Here is an 18,300-nt window from a genome sequence, read left to right on the forward strand (position 1 = left end):
CGCGCCTGCTTCCAGTGCGGAGCAGACCGGCCCACCGCCGCCCCCCAGCCGACGCCCGAGCCCTGCATACTAGGGGGTCTTTCCTGATTCAGTAGGACGAACTGGTTTATTGACGTACGAGACCCAGCTCGTCGTCCAAGCGGAAACGCACCGACCCCACGTGCACCGCCGCATCGACAGCTCCCGGCTCCTCGTTCACCAGCAGCACCAGATCACTCAAAAGAGGCTGCTCCTCCCACGCTTGCGGCGGCGACTGCTGGTCACCGCGCTGTGCGAGGTAGCTTGCGCGTACGGGGATGGTGCGCCGCATCACTGTGCGAACGTCCGCAGGTGCCAGGCGCCCGCCTCTCCCGGGGTCAGGAAGCGGCTGCTCGCCGGCCCGGTCGAGCGTGATGCACCCGTCTTCCTGGCGGAAGCAGCACAGGACGCGAACCGAGTCGGCTCCCAGCCGGGTCGCCGCCTGCACCTCATCCAGCGCCTCCCGGTGCATCTCGTGCAGCCCCTGCAGCGCCCTGGGGCCGGGCACCGCCGCACACCGCCCCACATGCTCCTGCGCCATGAGATCGCCCTGGAGGCGCAGATACTGCTCGTAGCGCTTCTCCTCCACCCCGGCCGGCACCTTCACATGCACCCGTTCGACCAGACGCTGAACCTCACCGGGGATATCGACCCACCCACCGGGCTGCTCCTCCAGGGCCTCGACAGTGGCCGAGAGCAGGTAGGCGGGATAGACGCTGCCCCAGTGCTTGGGCGGCTCCTGCTCCCCATCCAGGGAGTTGAGCACGACCAGCCTGGGCCCGCCCGCCCACTCCGGCCGGGTCCGGTAGCGGTCGGGGCAGCCGGAGCGCTGCCAGAAGTCCTCATGCCGCCAGCAGCGTCCCGCGCGCTGCAACAGCTGCGACAGGGGTGCCAGATCGCTGATGAGCAGATCGACATCCAGATCGAGTGACTGCTCGATCACCTGGGTCGCCACCACCACCGTCCGGCCCGGAACACGCCCCCTCCGGCCCAGCCGCGAGGTGATCTGCCGCGCCCGCGCCTCCCGCACCTCGCCGGGCAACTGCGCGTGCAGCAAGATGAGCTCATCACCCGGCTGCAAATCCGCATGGTCCCGCAGGTGCAGGTAGGTAGCCTGCGCGTCCGCCACCGTGGAGCACACCACCGCAGCAGACCCCTGGCCCTCTGCCAAAGGAGCCAACTCCCGCCCGATCGCTGCCAGGCGCCCCGCATCCTGGGGCAAACGGTGGCTGACCGGCTCCACACACACCGAGAGACGGGCGGCCCGATGCTCCTGGTGCTGCTCTTGGCGCCCGGACGACATCGGCGTCGCTTCGGCCGTCTGCGCACCCACGAACAGCCACCCGGGGTAAGCCGACTGAAACGACCGGCCCTTCAACTGCCGCTTCTTCCAGCCCGCGCCTCGCAGATAGGCGCGCACCAACTGGTCCCCCGCCGTGCTGGGCAGTGTCGCCGACAACAACACCACCGGGCAGCCGAACCGCCCCAGCCACGACAACAGCCGCTGCAACAGCTCCCGCTCGTAGGGCTCATACGCATGAGCCTCATCAACCACAAACGTCTTCCCCGTCAGCCCCAACAGCCGCAGACTGTTGTGCCGCACCGGAAGGACAGACAACAGCGCCTGGTCGAACGTCCCCACCGCATACTGCGCCAGCAGCGCCCTCTTCGACCCGCGCAGCCACGCCCCCGGCCTGGCCCGCTCCCACTCCGCAGCCGCCGAGGCGCCTTCCGGCTCCTCATGGCTGACCACCCGACTGCCAGAGGCCAGTTCCGCATCCCCGTACGCCTCGTTCAGCCACGCCATGCTGTGCGTCAACGTGACCGCCGAGACGCCCCCCGCAGACTGGCGGGCGACCGCCGTGGCAACCCGCTTGTACATCTCATCGCTCGTCGCCATCGTCGGCAGCACAAAACACAGACCACGCGTCCCCGCCGCCTGGGACAGGACCCGCTCCGCCTCCAGCGCCGTCTCGGTCTTACCGTCCCCCGGAGCAGCGGTCACCACCAGAATGCCCGCGCCCTGCACCGCAGCTGGCAACTCCTCCATCACCGAGCGCTGAAGCGGATTGGGCTCCTGGACCTGGTGCAGCTCCGCAAACGGCAGCCGCTCCAGATCCGCCCTGGCCAGACCCGCCTGCTCGATCACCTCTCCCGCACTGCGCACCGCCTCCCGGAAATGCGACCCGGCCGTGGCCTTCTCGGACACGTCCTTGGCCAGCCAGTAGTCCTCCTGACTCGCCAACCAGTCCGCAAGGATCACCAGCCCCGTCACCAGCACCCCCACCGCAGCAGGCACCTGCGCCGGCACCCTCGGTCCGCCCACCTGCTCGTGCACGAAGGCGACATACTCCCGCCGAAGACGATCCCAGCTGGCGCCACCCAGCCCCGCCACACAGTCGGCCGACGCAAGGACCAACGGGTCCGCCTGCTGGAAACGCCCATGATGACCGCCGAGGATCCCCGCGACACCCGCCGCCACCCCCTCAAGCTCATCGGCTCCGTACCCCAACTCCACCAACGGCCCGAACGCCGTGAACATGGACGCCCGCGCATGCCCCACCCGCTCGACATCCCCCACATCCGCACGCAGCGCAGGACTCACCGTCCTAAACGCGCCCGGGGCACACTGCTGAAAACCAGGCGTCAACTTCCCCAGGTCATGCAACCCAGCCCAAAAAGCCACCAACCCCCTAGCCACCCCCTGCGGAACACCCAGCCCCCGGGCAATCCACACCCGCTGATTCGAAGACAGGAACCGATCCCACAGCCCAGCAGCAATCGCCGCACTGTCCAGCAGATGGAAAAACAGCGGATACACCACACCACGCCGCTCCAACGCCTTCCCCCACGGCGACCGATCCCCCGGACCACCACACCCCAACACAAGCCCTCCCCTGTAGCGTCAACTCCCCTACCACTACCTAAACAGGACCCACTGACAACGAGGGCACAGATGACAGTGCTGAGGACTCGCCCTACCTCCCGACAGCCGACCAACCCAACAGTCAACAACCGGCAAAGCTCCCAGTAAGCTGCAGGTCAGGAAGTGTTCTCTCCGCCCGCGCGGAGGTGGTCCGCGACCGGGCGGGCCCCCGCCGGAAGCCCGACAGTTCTCTCCGCCCGCGCGGAGGTGGTCCGAACCCTGCGGGCTGAGAGACATCCCCAGACCCGTTCTCTCCGCCCGCGCGGAGGTGGTCCGCCGTGGAGCCGGTAGCCCTGGGCGTGGAAGTGGTTCTCTCCGCCCGCGCGGAGGTGGTCCAGACTGCGGTGCCTCCCAGAGCCAGGGGCCCGGCGTTCTCTCCGCCCGCGCGGAGGTGGTCCGCTGCGCCAGGGCCTCGCCAGTCCCGGCCGGGCGTTCTCTCCGCCCGCGCGGAGGTGGTCCGTGCTGGCGCTGCGACGAGACCGCAGTGGAGGGGTTCTCTCCGCCCGCGCGGAGGTGGTCCGCGCCCCGGGCGGGATTCGATCCCGCACCTCACGTTCTCTCCGCCCGCGCGGAGGTGGTCCGGCAGAGTCCCGGCAGGTCGCCGTTGCCACGATGTTCTCTCCGCCCGCGCGGAGGTGGTCCGGTCGAAGCCGCCACGGAACGCGAGGTCGGCGAGTTCTCTCCGCCCGCGCGGAGGTGGTCCGTGGATGCGGGGCAAGGCGCTGGAGGCGGCTTTGTTCTCTCCGCCCGCGCGGAGGTGGTCCGGTCGCGGGCCGCTTGCTCGCGCATGGGGCCCTGTTCTCTCCGCCCGCGCGGAGGTGGTCCGGACACCTCGCCCGACTCCGTCACTCCGGGCGGGTTCTCTCCGCCCGCGCGGAGGTGGTCCGATGAACGAGGACGCGACTCTTACGGCGCGTCAGTTCTCTCCGCCCGCGCGGAGGTGGTCCGGTGCCGGTGTAGGAGAACTCGGCGGTGAAGGTGTTCTCTCCGCCCGCGCGGAGGTGGTCCGCCGTGCAACGCGCTGAGGACGAGGATCGTGCCGTTCTCTCCGCCCGCGCGGAGGTGGTCCGATGCCGTCTGCGTCGGCGTACACCTCGGAGCCGTTCTCTCCGCCCGCGCGGAGGTGGTCCGATGAGGGAATGCCGGACAGGACACTCAACTTCGTTCTCTCCGCCCGCGCGGAGGTGGTCCGGCTATCGGCGGACCGCGCCCCCGGGAGCCCGGGTTCTCTCCGCCTGCGCGGAGGTGGTCCGGCGGGTCAGGCAGCGGCGCGAGAGCGGCTTCCGTTCTCTCCGTCCGCGGAGGTGATCCGCCGTCGAGGTCGCACAGGAGGACGGCTGCGTTACTCCCTCCGCCTGCGCGGATGTGGTCCGCCTGCGGGTCGGTCGACACCACCAAGACCGGGGTTCTCTCCGCCTGCGCGGAGGTGGTCCGTTCTACGCCCCAGGCGACTACATGCACGTCCAGTTCTCTCCGCTCGCGCGGAGGTGGTCCGTGGCCCGACCCGTCGGCGTTCGGCAGCTCGTGGTCCTCTCCGCCCGCGCGGAGGTGGTCCGTCCGGGGTGGGCTGCAGCGGGACCCCCGTGTCGTCCTCTCCGCCTGCGCGGAGGTGGTCCGGTCGAAAGGGGTTCGGTCATGATGGGTCTCTCGTCCTCTCCGCCCGCGTGGAGGTGGTCCGGAACCCAGCGGCCTGGTCGAACACTTCATCGTGTCCTCTCCGCTTGCGCGGAGGTGTCCGGTGGTCAGCACGGAAAGCAGAAGGCCGCGCACGTTGTCTCCGCCGCGCGGAGGTGATCCGTCCCTGGCAAGCGTGAGCCCTTGGCGCAGGCAGTTCTCTCCGCGGTGGTCCGATCGGTGCGCAGTGTGCGGGTACGGGGCGACAGTTCTCCCCGCCCGCGCGGAGGTTGGTCCGCCACCCCGCGCGGGGCGCCGCCGTGGTACCGGGTCGTCTCCGCCCGCGCGGAGGTGGTCCGGACGTGGCGCGGACCGCTGTGTCCCTGTCGAAGTTCTCTTCGCCCGCGCGGAGGTGGTCCGTCACCGCTGCACGCAGTGGCCACTGTCCGGCCGTCCTCTCCGCCTGCGCGGCATCATCACCACGCTTGGAGGGGACCCGTCGTGACCCGCACCCAGCGCGTACTCGCCCGCCGCTGGCGGCCCGTGCTGCTGGCGTGCATCCTCGTCGCGCTCTCCGGCGCTGTGGTCGTCATCTGGGCCCGCATCGACCGCGAGGCAGGCCGCGCCGAGCAGCTGGCCGCCGAAGCGGACCGCCGAGGCGACGCGGTCACCACCCTCGCGAGCGACGTGCGGGTGCTGCGCGCGCAGATTCAGGCGAAGGGCGGCAAGCCGAAGGCTCCCGATCCGGGCAAGGCTGTGAAAGGTCTGCCGGATCGCGCCGAGGTTCCCGTACCGATCCCCGGACCCGACGGCGAGCCGGGGAAGCCCGGCCGGCCTGGGTCCTCGGGGAAGCCCGGCAGTCCTGGCGACGACGGGCAGCCGGGAAGGGCAGGGCAGGACGGCGCCGACGGCGAGAAAGGAGAGAAGGGGGAGCCTGGAGCCACGGTCACTGGACCGCCCGGCGAGCCGGGCAAGGACGGGCAGGACGGCGCCCAGGGACCGCCCGGGGCCGCTGGCCCCCGAGGCGAGCGCGGCGAGCCAGGCCCTTCCTGCCCCGACGGGTACAGCCTCCAGGCACCGTTCTGGGACCCTGACGCGCTGGTGTGCCGCCGCGACGGCGCCCCACAGTGGCTAGGGCGACGTCCAGTGGCCCCATGGAGGCGACTCCAACTGGCCCCATTTCGTGGACGATTAGTGAAGATCGGGCGTGCTGTGATGGCTCTGGGGGGCGGCTTGAATGGGGACCGCTCCGTTGATAGGGCTCGTTGAATTCCTCACCGCAGGGTGCTCGGGCGACGGACAGGCCAGGCTCGCCCGAGCACCCCACTCAGCGCCTCGCAGGAGAGGCAACCGCAGACAAACCGGCGGTGTTCACGATGCGGAGGTCGTCCTGGCCGGAACCTGCTGGATCCCGATCGAGGCCAAGACGAGGAAGGCGCCGAAGATCTGGGCCCCGTCCAGGCGCTCATGGCCAAGGAGCACCGCGAGCAGCGTGGCGGTGAGAGGTTCCAAGAGGACTGCGACGACCCCGGCGGCTGCACCGGCGCGGTGCAAGCCCGCGAAGTAGCTGGTGTAGGCGACGGCCGTGGGCACCAGCCCGAGGAATACCAAGGCGCCAGCCACGTCCACCCGCGCCGGCAGTTCCATCCCGGCCACCAGGCCGACGGGCAACAGCAGCACGCCCCCCGCCAGGAATCCCAGCCCGGTCGCGGCGGTTCGCTCCAGGCCGGGCAGCGGCGCCCGGCGGTCCAGAGTAAGCACGGCGAATCCCAGAGCGGCGATCAGCGCCAAGCCCGCGCCCGCAGCACGGTCGCCACCCGTGCTGGTCGGGGAACCGAGCAACAGCACCAGCCCACCGACAGCGATCACGACCGATCCGGCCGCATGGCGTGTGGGCGGGCGTCGGTCGAGGGCGGCCGAGCCGATGGTGACCAGGACGGGGATGGCGACCATCGTGGTCAGAGTCGCCAAGCCGACCGACGTGGCCGCCACCGCCGCGAAGTAGGCGGCCTGGAATACGGCCAGCAGCAGGCCGGAGGCAGCTACCCGGGCCGCCGCCGCGCGCGTGCGCGGCACGGCCTTGAGCCGGCCTGCGGCCGCGGCGTAGGCGGTGATGAGTGCGCCGCCGACGAGCAGTCGGTAGGCGGCGACGGCGACTGGCTGAAGCCCGGCGCGGGAGGCGAGGAGTGAGCCGGCGAGGCCGCCGGTGCCCCAAAGGAGTCCGGCGAGGATCAGCAGGGCGGTGCCGGACCGCGGGACGCGGGCAGCGGCGAGTGATGAGCTTGTGGGCATGGAAGGGCTCCGGCTTCGACGTGGTTGAAGGGCAACGTCGGAGCGGGGCGTCAGTGGATCACCGGCGGATCAGACCGCGCCAAACTGGGGCCGCGGCCGCAGGTATCGGCCGGACCCGGGCAGCACCCCGCTCAGGAGCGGGGCGGCGGGCAGATGATCCGGTGGGAATGCACGGCACGTAGCCTAGCCGGGGTGATCCCCCGGGCTGTCCCGGTTTATTGCCGAGAGCCTCATCAATGTGACGGGTGGGTGCCTGGCTTGCCCCGGCGGGCTTTGGTACGGGCGAGGCGGTAAGACTCGGTGCCGGTCTCGATGAGGGTGGCGTTAAAGGTGAGCCGGTCCACGATCGCCGCGCAGAGCCGCGGATCGGTAAAGGTCTTGCTCCAGCCGGTGAACGCCTCGTTGGAGGCGATCGCGATGCTGTTCTTCTCCTCACGTTCGGTGAGGACCTGGAAGAGCATCTCGGCTCCGCGGCGGTCGAGTTCGAGGTAGCCGAACTCGTCGATTTCCAGCAGGTCGACGCGTCCGTAGCGGGCGATGGTCTTGCCGAGCTGCTTGTCGTCGGCCGCCTCGACGAGCTCGTTCACCAGGGCCGCGGTGGTGGTGTAGCGGACACGGTGGCCGGCCATGGCGGCCGCGGTGCACCAGCGCGATCAGTAGGTGAGACTTGCCGGTGCCGGAGTCGCCGATCAGACACAGCGGGTAGCCTTTGGTGATCCAGTCGCAGGTGGCGAGGTTGTGGATGACGGCCGGGTCGACGTTGGGGTTGGCGGCGTAGTCGAACTCCCGCAGGGACTTCTCGCGGGGGAAGTGGGCGGCCCGGATGCGGCGTTCGGCGCGGCGCCGGTCGCGGTCCTCACACTCGGCCATCAGCAGTTCGGCAAGGAAGCCCGCGTAGGAGAGCCCTTCGCGTTCGGCGCGGGCGATGGTGTCGGCGGCCTGCGCCCGCATGGTGGGCAGCCGCAGCATCCGGCAGGCGGTGTCGATCGCGGCGTCGGACGCCTGGGCGGTCAGCGCGTGATGGACGGCAGTCATGGCGAATCCTTCCGGCGAAGCTGGAGCAGTTCGTCCCACTGCTCCAGGCGGGGCAGCGGGCGGGCGTCTTCGGGCAGGGGCCTGGCCAGGCGGCGCGGAGTGAGGTGGCTGACCTGCGGCAGCTGCGGGTCAAGCGGCCCCGGCTGATCGGGCGGCGCCGGTGTGGCGGTGACGGTGGGGGCCCGGCCGGCCATCTGGGCGGCTTTGCGGGCCTCCAGGGCGACCACGTCGTCGCTGCAGGTGCCCAGCTCGACGGCGGCCCGCAGGCCCGCTAGCACGTCGGCGTGCTGCTGGTGGCGATGCAGGAGCAGGATCCTGACCAGGGCTTTCGTTCCTTCGGTCTCACCGAGCTGCTGCTGGGCCATGGCCCAGAACGCCTCGTGCTCGACGGTGAAGGTGCCCTCGGCGCGGGCCTGATGCAGCACCTCGGAGCGGTCCAGAGCGCCAGGTTTGCGCAGCAGCACCTCCAGATAGTGGTCCAGGACCAGGTGTTCCAGACCGCGGCCAGCGAGCCGGGCATGCCGGGCGATCTCCCGGCGGCCCTCAAACCACGACGAGCGTGTCGCCGGTCAAGTGGACGGTGACCTTGCGGTCGATGAAGCGGACAGGGACGGAATACGAGCACATCTTGACGGTGATCCGGCTGTAGCGATCGACCCTCGGCTGGAAGGTCATCGCCGTCTCGAACGGCTCCGGCGGCAGCCGCAGCAGGTGCGGCGCCTCCCGGGCGAAGTCCTGGCCGATCGTGCGGATCCGCGAGCCGATCCGGCGGTTCAGCTCGCGTTCCTCGAACACGGTGATCTGCTGGTTGAGATCCTCCAGCGTCGCCACTCGCGGGACCGGGGTGAGGTAGTTGCGCCGGAAGTAGCCGACCTGGCCCTCAACCCCGCCCTTCTCGTGGGCGTCGCGCAGTCCCGGCTCGCAATAGAACGGACTGAACCCGTAGAACTCGCGCAGTGCGGTCCACTTCGGGTTCTCCTCCCGCAGCCGGCTGCGGAAGATGACCTTGCCAACGGCCGGGGTGAGGTTGTCGTAGCGGACCTGCCCGGCCGGCACCCCGCCCAGCACGGACAGGGCGTGCACGTGCCCTTCGAAGAACGCCTGCTGCCCACACGAGCGGGAGATCCGGTGCACCGCCCGGCCCGAATAGGCCAGACGGAACGCGAACAGATAGCACTTCACCCGCTGCCCGGCCAGGTCGACCCACACCTCTCCGAAGTCCACCTCGGCGTCCGCCCCGGGAGCGTTGTGCCGGATCAGAAAGCCCTCAGCCGGCACCCCGCCCTCTTCGGCGATCGCTCGGCGGCGGGCGGTGACGAAGTCGCGCACCGTGGTGTAGGGGAGCGTGACCCCGAACTCCTCCTCCAGCCGCGTACCGATCCGCTTCGCGGTGTGCCGCTGCTTGCGCGGCGCCTCCAGGTCTGCCCTCAGCCACTCGTCGACCGTCTTCTTGTACGGCTCCATCCGCGGCGAGACCCGCGCCGGCTGCTTGCGGGGCTTGGGCACCGGCGAGGCCAGAGCCTCCCGCACCAAACGCCGGTGCACGCCGTCCTTCCGCGACAAGGCCCGGATCGACAGCTGCTGTTGCCAGCTGTCCCGGCGGATCCGGTCGAACAACTCCTGCTTGGACAAGGACATCCACAGCACCCACCCCCCTCGGCGGACCACATCCACCGTTCCACCGCATGAGCCAGGGTGGGGCCACTTCGCCTCGCCACCACCCCTCAGTGCCCCCGAATGCCCCTCCTGCTGGGGCCAGTTGAAGTCGCCTTGGCGGGGCCTCTGACAGACGCCCTGGCCAGACGGCCGTGGAGCCTGCCGCTGGAGGACCGGGTAATGCTGGTCGTGACCTACTGGCGGCACTAACCTGACGCTGCGCCAACTCGCCCCACTTTTCGGGGTGTCGAAGTCGGCGGCGGACCGGATCATCGCTCATCTGGGCCCGCTTCTGGCACTCCAGCCGCGCAAGCGGTTTCGAAAGGACGCCGTGCTCATCGTCGACGGCACCCTTGTCCCCACCTGCGACCACAGGGTTGCCGAACAGTCGAAGAACTACCGTTACTCCACCAACCACCAGGTCGTCATCGACGCCGACACCCGGCTGGTCGTGGTCGTCGGTCGGCCGCTGCCGGGCAACCGCAACGACTGCCGGGCCTGGAGCGAATCCGGCACACAGGACGCCGTCGGCTCCACGACCACGATCGCCGACGGCGGCTATCGCGGCACCGGCCTGGTCATCCCGTACCGCCGCCGCTCCAAGGACGAGGAGCTGCCCGCCTGGAAGCAGGCGCACAACAAGTCCCACAAGCAGGTCCGGGCCCGCGTCGAGCACACCTTCGCCCGCATGAAGACCTGGAAGATCCTTCGCGACTGCCGCCTGAAAGGCGACGGCGTCCACCACGCCGTGCACGGCATCGCACGCCTCCACAACCTCACCCTCGCTGGGTAGGTGCACTCGACCGCCTCCGGCCGAACCTGCCCGTCGCGAGCCAGAGATCAATTGCGGGACAGCGCCTAGGCGTGCCGCCTCAAGGGGCCGCGCAGCTAAACGGAGAGCTCGCCCGGTGACCACCGCCCCGGCCGAGAACGATTCGTACGTGCTGCCGCTGCTCCAGCACAGACACGCTCGTGGTGCTGCCTGAGTGGATCAGGCCCGACAACACGCACCCCAGGCCCGATACCGAGACCTCGTCTGGCTCCTGGCACCGCTCATCGACAAATCCCTCCAAGGAGATGGAAGCCCTCCATTGGCAGAACTGTCCCGCACCCTTGCTCGCACGCTGAAACTGCCCACCTGGACATGGCCAATGGACAGCTACGGCCCACCTTCCTCAAACGTCGTGGTGTCTCCGCACCGACCCGCAGCTCGGCCACCGAAATGCTCGAGAACGGCCGCGAGTGGATGCGCCTGGCCCGCTGGCTGCACAAGCAAGGCGTCGACCTCGCCGATGGCGCCACAGCGGCGCTATTGCGGTCCGATGGCTTTGAGCCAGTCCTCGACGGCGACGACATCTGCCCACTGCGGGAACAGCTTTTCGGTGAGTATCCGGTGCACCTCGGGGTCGGTGTCGAGTCAGGCATCCGTCAGGACGGTGAGGCCGAAGTCCAAGTCGATGGCGTGCCACAGGGTGGACAGCACTACAGCGCTGGTGGCGATGCCGGTGAGAACAAGGCTGTCGATATCGCGCGCTCTGAGTACCAAGTCGAGGTCGCTGCCCGAGAACGCTCCCCCGTCGCTTGGTAACCACCACGTCGCCCTGCTGGGGCGCGACGTCGTCATGAATCTCGGTGCCATGGGCACCCTCGGTGAACAGGCCGGCCCGCATCACATTTGTCATCACCTTGTTGCGAGGGCTGACTTCCGGATCGTTCGGCCGTAGCCCCATCACCACGTAGATCACGGGGATTCCGGCAGCCCTGGCACCGTCGATCGCCCTGCGCAAGCGCGGCAGATATCCGGAACCGTCGTCGGCGATGGCCACGACGTCCCGTTGGACGTCCATCACCAGAAGTGCGCTGTTCGCCACGCTTGCCGTCCCTTCACCGTTGGGAAACAAGTGCAAGTCTGGTGGATCAACCGAGCCGCGGTGCAGTTTCGGAGATCCTCATCAGCGTCGCGCCGCAGTGCGCGTCCGCCTCGGCCTCGCCACCGCGGCCCCGGTGTCCGAACCCAGCACCGTGGGCTCAAAAGAACTCGGGATCACCCAGTCACCTCGGGTTCGAAGCACCTACTCAGTGCAGCTGGGACCACCCCGCGCGTGCGGGGATCCCCCAGCGCCGCCGTCAGCAGCAACTGGACCGGCCCTCCGACCAGGCCCAGCCTACCGCTGCCGCACCATCAGCGCCCTGAGCCAAGGAGTAGGGGCGGCGAGGTAGCTCGGGCAGGCATGCTGCTCCGTGCGGCTCAGGCGCGGTCGGTGCTGCCATCAAAGGCATTGGTACTGGGATGTCACGGTCCAACGTGTCTGCCACGTGCTGATGGTCTCTGGTCACGCATGCGTTGACGGTCAGTGGGCCCCGCGGACCCCGAGTTCCAGCACGCTGAGAGTGAAGTCCTGGTTCGGCGGATCCGCGCTCGCGAGAAGGACAAAGCGAGCGCCGGGGAGGTCGGCCAGGGCACCGCCAAGGTAGAACTCCTCCTCGAACCGGTCGGTGACGACATCCATGGGACCGCCGAAGCCAAGCAGAATCAACGCGAGGAGGCGGCGTCGCGGCGATAAGATGGCGGCGAGCAGCGGCCAGTCGTCTTTCACCGGCCCGGCATCGTCCAGCCGGTCAAGCAGCTCCCCCGCAGTGTCGCCGGTCGCCGCCAAGAAGTCGTCGACCAGCAGATCCAGCGCTTCGTAGAGTGACGCGGCGCTACCAATGGCCGCAAACTCCTCAACCCCTCGGGCGCGGAGGTGCGAGACGTCCAGTTCGAGACCCTCTCCGTATGCCCGCAAGGTAGCGGCCTCCGCACAACTCGGGCCGACGCCGGTCCCCCTCCGCCTCTGCGAGACAGCGCAGCGCTCCGTTCAAGTCCATGCCGCGCAGTCTGCCAGACGTCCTGGACATCGTCCGGCCACCCCTCACGCTGCCCCCAGCCACGAGCCCGATGCACCACACTCATTGCCTCACCGCCATGGCCTGTCGGTTCTCCGTGGGAGGATCGGACACAAGTACTGAGGGTCCGTCGCTCAGGCTGAGAAACCGACCGAGATTGCGTACTCGTACTGGCCCCCCTGGCTACCGAGGTCGATAACCTGGTCATCCCACGCGTCGGCCAGGGCTTCGGCGTCCCCGGCCGCCCAGATATCCACGATCTGGTCCCAGCGGCGGATCCGCAGACGCCGGGATCCAACCCGGTCGGTGACCCGCTGCCACGGATCGGCGACGCAGGACTGGTCAAGGGACTGGATCCCACCCGGGTACCGCCCCGGGCGTTGAGACAAGCGAGACTGGATCAACGCACGCGCCGACAGCTCGCCTCGGATCCTGCATGCACCTCGGCCACGAGGACGCTGGCGGAGGCCCGCAGCGCCATGGGCGTGTAGCCTGCCAGGACCTCGCCGGAGCCGGGGACCGTGGAGGCCGCACACACGGCCAGCTACCCGGAAGATGACCAGCATCCACTTCTCCGAGGGGGTTCGGTGAATGGCGGCGCTGCCAGCGGAACACCGGCGGCGTTGCCGGACGGCGGCCGTGGTGAAGGTGAAGGCGGAAAGCGCCTGGCGGGTGGTCGCGGCCGGTGAACGAGGTGGGCTGGTCACGGCGGGTTGGCCAGCGTGACCGGCCCCGCCTCGGGCCCTGGAGGAGAAGGCCCGGACGCCGGAGGCGTCCGGGCCGGTGGTGCCCTAGTCGTCAGTACCAGTACCAGCGTCGGGCTGGCTTGTTGGTGAAGACGCGTCGCATCGTGGCGGCCATGGCTGATCACCTCCTTCTCGTGTCGTGTCGGGCGGGTGGTCTGGGGTGCGGTGCAGAATGAACGGTCGCGGAACGTTGCCCTCCGACATGACGGCGCGTGTATCACCGTCGGTGACAGCCAGGCAGGCGTGGTCGGTGAGGGCGGTCAGCGACTCGGTAAGCAGCGTGTGTGCCACGGCCGCGCCGGCGCAGCCGAAAGGCCCCGTACCGAAGGGGATGTAGGGGCCGTGCCCGCTGCTGTCGGCCCAGCGTTCAGGCTGGAAGGCGTCAGGGGAATCCCAGTGGCGTTCGTCATGGTGCAGCAGGTACGGGCAGACGGAAAGCAGCTCACCGGCCGGGAGAACGGTGCCGCCGAGGTCCACAGCGCGCGGGAGGGTGCGCCCGAGCATCCAGGGTGCCGGGCGGTGCCTCAGCGCCTCACGCACGACGTGTTCGACCGGCCAGGGCCACGGTGTGGCCCTGGTGTGGTGCAGGCAGGCCAGCAGTACCGACCATGCCAGCGAGGCGCTGACGGGGGCCATGATCGCCCGGAACATCATCAGGTGCAGGTCGGCTACTGTCCGGTCAGGCATCTCCGCTTCCGGGCACACCGTGAGCACCGCGTCCAGCATGTCCTGCGGTTCGTCGGCAGGCTGCCGGCGGCGGCGGTGCGCCTCCTCGGTCACGGCGGTCACCAGCCTGGCCCGCACCAGCTCCGCCCGGGCCCGCTGCCACACGTGCGGCGAGCGCACCGCCACGCCCTCGTGGGCGGCCTGGCGCATCAGCTCACGGCCGCCGCCCGGTGTGCCGGGGTGCAGCAGCACGTCCGCCAGGCAGCGGTAGACCAGCCGCGTGCCCGTGTCAGGCCACCGGCTGGCCGTTGGCAGAGCAGCCACCGCCTCGGGCAACGCGGCACGGTAGCGAGGCACGCCGGCTCGCAGAAGGCTGCGGACCGCGCGCCCCAGCTCCGCCTGCGCACCGCGAGCGGGCAGCAGCTCGCCGAAGAAGACCGACCCGCCCCTGTGGTACTCCGGATCCCGCAGCAGTTTCTGCGCCAGCTCAGTATCGCGGACACACCAGCCACCCCAGGGAAGCCGCATCACCTTCGCCGTGCTGCCGCGGCTGAGCTCCTCGATGTAGGCGAGAGGGTCCCGCCGCAAACGGATCCTGTGCCCCATCCTCGTCCCCCCCACCTCCGGTGCCCCTTCGCACACAGCCCACCCGCACCGCCTGCGCACCGCTCCCGCTTCACCGCTGAAGGCTTCTGCACAGCCGTTGAGCCAAGTCCGGTGATCCTTAGCAGGCATGACGACGGTCCCTTGCAGCAGAAGTCCGTGTACCGCGACCCGCAGCCAGAGCGCCCCCGAGGGGAATGAACCGCTCCCGGGCGATGCCAGGCTGACGTACCCCGACCAACCTCGTGACCGGCTCGGCTCAAATAGGTACTTCCACAACCTTGTTGAAGTATGTCCGCAATGACCCAATGGTGTAAGCGCACGCCGGTACCCCCCGACCCGCCGATACCGGCCCACGCCACGTGGCTGCGCCTGCGACTACGCCCGGCGCACGCCCCTTCCCGACAGCCGCCCAAACCACCCTGCACCTGACCCGCGACGCCAGCGACGCAATCCTCGGCCACTCACCCACCGAAGGCCTCGCAGGTGGGTGGCGTTCCACCAGGGCCGAAGTAGCGACGTCGTTGAGGGGCGCGTAAGCAGGGATGCGGCCCACCGGTGAGCCGGGCGGTGGTACACCACAACGCCCTCGAGCGGGACCGAGTTGGCCGTACCGTGCCGGTATGCGCTATCTGGTGGAGCCGTTCCTGGTTGGGGCTCTGAAGCGGGCACGAGCGGTTGAGCAGTTCCTTGACCCACTCGGCGCGTCCGAGCGCCGCGCAGTGGCCTACATCGAGGTCAGACCAACGGAAAGCGCACACGAGATCTAGTGCCGTATCAGGCAACGTTCGCCCTGTTGACCACTGCGCGTAGCCGTTCCTCGGCGGCGTGCTTGTTCCGCCAGATGATGTAGCGGCGGATCATGCTGCCTTGTTCCTTGCAGCTGGGATGGTCGGTGCCGTCCAGTGCGAAGTAACGCAGGGCGGTGAACTGAGCCTCGATGCGGTTCAGCCATGAACTGTTGGTCGGCGTGCAGGCGAACCCGATGTTGTTGGCCACGGCCCAGTCACCGACCCGGGTGTCCTTCTTCGTGGTCAGGTGAGGGAAGAAGTTGTCGAGCACGATCGCGGCCCCGATCTTGGGCAGGTAGAGGTCGCTGCCGCCGCCGTTGATGCCGTGGGCGAGGCCGAAGTGGCACGATCGCATCCGTACACCGCTGCACAGACTCGACCACGACCTCCGACAGATGCGGCAGCAGCCGCTGCAAACCACCTGAACTGCACACCTGAGCAAAACGATCAGCCCATGCCCGCATCACAAGATCAGCGACAGAGCCCGTTCAAACGTACGCGGCTATGCACTTCGACTAGTACGCCGACAGACGTGAAGATAACCAAGTCCGGGGTGGAGAACCACGACGTGTGGAAGCCGAACGCCTACGTGGTGCGCTACATGATCACCAACAACGGCGACGGGCCGGCCGACTACTTCGCCCAGTTCGAGTTCCTGGACAAGTACGGTGACGTGCTCGGCTCGACCGGGGTGACGGCGGACAAGCTCGGCCCCGGGAAGTCAAGGACTGCGGACACGGCGCCGGTGAAGGAAGAGATCGAGAACGGCACGATGACGGACATCAAGAACGTCCGCGTGACGGAGGTCGACCGCACCCCGAACTGATCCGAGCGATGAAGCCCCCGCCGGTCGGCGGGGCTTCATCGCACGTTGGGATCACTCAGAGTTCAAGCAGGCCGACCGCCGCTTTCCGCCAATGCGATCGCTGTCATCGTCGCGGCTGGGACGGTCGGAGTCCGGAAGATTTTGCCAGCCCGAGGAATGAGGGTCCCGACAGGCCGACCGGCGCTTTCGGCCAACGCGATAGCCGTCATCGTCGCGGCTGCTGGCCCATCAGCGGAAGCGTGGCCAGCGCCGCCGAACAGCAGGGTGGCACTTACCGCACCCACTCCCGCCAGACATCTGAGACTCTTCGTGAAAGTGTTCATCACATCTCCTGACGACTCGCCACTTGGGCCGGATGGTAAGCGGATGTTCCGCCTGGACGCCCCATGGCACTCGGCGGACTCACCCGGATCGTCGGACGTTCACCCGCGCGGCGTTGCCCGGATCACTCGTTATGCGGTGTCGAGCACGGGCTGATTGTGGGTGGCCCGAGGAGCCGGCAATCACGCGGCCCGGCGCGGGTCGTCGGCCGGCACGTGCTCGACGTGGGTTGAACAGCTCGGCGTCGCGCGGGTGGATGTGCCACGACAGTTGCCCGGCCGGGCTGGCGAGGTAGAGGAGCTGCCAGTCTGGGCCGCTCACGTCGACGGCAGGGGCGATGACGGCGGGGACTAGGGTGGCGCGCCACGCGAGGAGCTGGGCGCGTTCGCGGTACGCGCCGTCCCGTTCTTCCTCGGCCTGCGCAGCACGTTCCTGGAGCGCGCTGGCGGGGGCCTAATACTGCAACGGTGCTTGCCGTGACGGATGGCCGGGTCAGGGGCTGTGTCCGCGCCGTTTGCAGTGACCGAGGCGGGCTTGGTGTTGTCGTCGTCGGCGCCAGGTCGACCAGTGCACGATGTGGTCGACGGGTGCGGGCCGGCGGTCGGTGAGGCGAGTGATCATGCGTCTGATCTCCGCGAGGCTGTAGTGGATGAGCTGGGAGGATCCGTTTCTTCTTTCTCCGCATCCCGCTGTCTGGCCCGCAGGACGGTCAGGCAGGCGTGGGCGGCCATGGCCAGGGTCATGTGGCGGTGCCAGCCGGGGTAGCGGCGGACCTGGTAGTCGTCCAGGCCGCATTCCCGCTTCGCGCTCTGGAAGCATTCCTCGATCGCCCACCGGCTGCCGGCGACGCGGAGCAGTTCGTCCAGGGTGGTGTCGACGGGGCAGTAGGCGATGTAGTAGGAGATCTCCTCGGGGCGGCTGAGGCTGCGGCGGGCCAGCACCCAGTGGCGGCGGTCGGGCCGGTGCCAGGGCCGCACTTCGACACGTGCCCAGTCGTAGATCCGCAGGCCATGAGCCCCGGTGCCGCAGGAACGGCGCTTCCATTTCTGCCGGGCGAGACCGTCGAACAGGTCGTGGACGGGATGGTCGACCGCCCAGCGGGTGACCACGGTGTCGTGCCGGGTGGTGGGTGGCCATGACGTGGAAAACGTCCGCCCGCTCCAACTCCGACCGCCAGCCTTTGCTGAACCCGTAGGCGGCATCCGCGGTCACCCAGCGAAACGGGATCTTGTCCGTGATGGCGCGGCGGACCATCGCCTTGGCCATGGCCACCTTGGTCTCGAAGGCGACCTCGTCCTCGATGCCGGCCCGGCGGCACCATCCGCGGTCGTCGGTCCAGGACGTGGGCAGATACAGACGCCGGTCGATGAGTGTCCGCCCGCGGTCGGTGGCATAGGCGAGGAAGACGCCGACCTGGCAGTTCTCCGTCGCCCGGCAGTGCCGGAGTACTGCCGCTGCACCCCGGCCGACCGCGTCCCCTTCTTCAGAAAGCCCGTGTCGTCCACGACCAGGACGGCGTCGGGGTCGCCGAGGTGGTCGACCACGTACTGACGCACGTCGTCGAGTACCTCATCGGCGACCCACCCGATCCGGTTCAGCATCCGGTGGATACGGCCCGGGCCCGCATGGCCCGCTTCCTCCGCCAGCGTCCAGCCGTTCTTCCGTCGCAGCGGAGCAATCAGGCCCCGCATATAAGCAAGGGCCGACTCACGCGACTCCGACCTGCTGAAACAGTGCACGAACCGCCCATGCACCGCATCCAGTTCACGCGCCCACAACCTGACACCAGCAAGGCCCCCACCCACAAGCACACCAACGACCGACCCGTCCATCCGACACGGCAAGCACCGTTGCAGTACTAGGCCGTGTCTGATAATTGATCTGGTGGTTGGTCGTGGTGAGTTGACGGATGCGGCGTGG

General features: G+C 69.0%; 6 protein-coding genes, 6 pseudogenes and 1 CRISPR repeat array. Of the genes and pseudogenes, 2 read left to right on the forward strand and 10 right to left on the reverse strand.

Going from position 1 to position 18,300, the window contains the following annotated elements; all coding sequences use genetic code 11:
• Positions 1 to 106: 106 nt before the first annotated feature.
• The 4 genes and pseudogenes from cas3 to istA all read right to left on the reverse strand — a co-directional run bounded on the left by cas3 (position 107) and on the right by istA (position 9,523).
• Positions 107 to 2,905: a CRISPR-associated helicase Cas3' gene (gene cas3, locus ACQEU8_RS00305; protein WP_433095656.1), complete on the reverse strand. Its 2,799-nt coding sequence runs from the start codon at positions 2,903 to 2,905 to the stop codon at positions 107 to 109.
• A 164-nt stretch (positions 2,906 to 3,069) separates the two neighbouring features.
• Positions 3,070 to 4,198: a CRISPR direct-repeat array (repeat unit 29 nt; unit sequence GTTCTCTCCGCCCGCGCGGAGGTGGTCCG).
• A gap of 1,731 nt (positions 4,199 to 5,929) precedes the next feature.
• Positions 5,930 to 6,850 carry a DMT family transporter gene (locus tag ACQEU8_RS00310; RefSeq protein ID WP_433095657.1) on the reverse strand — a complete coding sequence of 307 codons (921 nt, stop codon included), beginning with the start codon at positions 6,848 to 6,850 and terminating at the stop codon, positions 5,930 to 5,932.
• A 233-nt stretch (positions 6,851 to 7,083) separates the two neighbouring features.
• Positions 7,084 to 7,885, reverse strand: a pseudogene (istB, locus tag ACQEU8_RS00315) (IS21-like element helper ATPase IstB).
• A pseudogene (gene istA / locus ACQEU8_RS00320) lies at positions 7,882 to 9,523 on the reverse strand (IS21 family transposase). The pseudogenes istB and istA overlap by 4 nt, the downstream one beginning before the upstream one ends.
• A gap of 121 nt (positions 9,524 to 9,644) precedes the next feature.
• Here istA and ACQEU8_RS00325 point away from each other — a divergent pair.
• Positions 9,645 to 10,334: pseudogene (locus tag ACQEU8_RS00325) on the forward strand (transposase).
• A gap of 516 nt (positions 10,335 to 10,850) precedes the next feature.
• Here the strand turns inward: ACQEU8_RS00325 and ACQEU8_RS00330 are convergent.
• The 4 genes and pseudogenes from ACQEU8_RS00330 to ACQEU8_RS00345 form a co-directional block, all read right to left on the reverse strand.
• Positions 10,851 to 11,412, reverse strand: a pseudogene (locus ACQEU8_RS00330) (cysteine hydrolase family protein).
• A 480-nt stretch (positions 11,413 to 11,892) separates the two neighbouring features.
• A complete protein-coding gene (locus ACQEU8_RS00335) occupies positions 11,893 to 12,327 on the reverse strand; it encodes a hypothetical protein (RefSeq protein WP_433095658.1) in 435 nt (144 codons plus the stop codon).
• 891 nt (positions 12,328 to 13,218) lie between these two features.
• Positions 13,219 to 14,445: a cytochrome P450 gene (locus tag ACQEU8_RS00340; RefSeq protein ID WP_433095659.1), complete on the reverse strand. Its 1,227-nt coding sequence runs from the start codon at positions 14,443 to 14,445 to the stop codon at positions 13,219 to 13,221.
• A gap of 774 nt (positions 14,446 to 15,219) precedes the next feature.
• Positions 15,220 to 15,513: pseudogene (locus ACQEU8_RS00345) on the reverse strand (IS630 family transposase); the annotation flags it as partial.
• Positions 15,514 to 15,765: 252 nt separating this feature from the next.
• Between ACQEU8_RS00345 and ACQEU8_RS00350 the strand changes: the two are divergent.
• Positions 15,766 to 16,059, forward strand: coding sequence for an FxLYD domain-containing protein (locus tag ACQEU8_RS00350; RefSeq protein ID WP_433095660.1), 294 nt, complete (start codon positions 15,766 to 15,768; stop codon positions 16,057 to 16,059).
• A 938-nt stretch (positions 16,060 to 16,997) separates the two neighbouring features.
• Here the strand turns inward: ACQEU8_RS00350 and ACQEU8_RS00355 are convergent.
• Both ACQEU8_RS00355 and ACQEU8_RS00360 read right to left on the reverse strand, forming a co-directional pair.
• The gene (locus ACQEU8_RS00355) at positions 16,998 to 17,489 is read right to left on the reverse strand and encodes an IS701 family transposase (protein WP_433095661.1); all 492 of its coding nucleotides are present in this window, start codon (positions 17,487 to 17,489) and stop codon (positions 16,998 to 17,000) included.
• Positions 17,446 to 18,212 (reverse strand): annotated as a pseudogene (locus tag ACQEU8_RS00360) (IS701 family transposase); the annotation flags it as partial. The pseudogene ACQEU8_RS00360 and the gene ACQEU8_RS00355, both read right to left, overlap by 44 nt.
• Positions 18,213 to 18,300 lie beyond the last annotated feature (88 nt).

Origin of the sequence: Streptomyces sp. CA-250714 (genome assembly GCF_050936705.1) — a bacterium.
In the GTDB taxonomy this organism is placed as follows: domain Bacteria; phylum Actinomycetota; class Actinomycetes; order Streptomycetales; family Streptomycetaceae; genus Streptomyces.

Bases quoted from the DNA above. Each gene is read 5' to 3' on its own strand.
- ACQEU8_RS00310 (WP_433095657.1), bottom strand. From the start codon at position 6,850: ATGCCCACAAGCTCATCACTCGCCGCTGCCCGCGTCCCGCGGTCCGGC.
- ACQEU8_RS00340 (WP_433095659.1), bottom strand. From the start codon at position 14,445: ATGGGGCACAGGATCCGTTTGCGGCGGGACCCTCTCGCCTACATCGAG.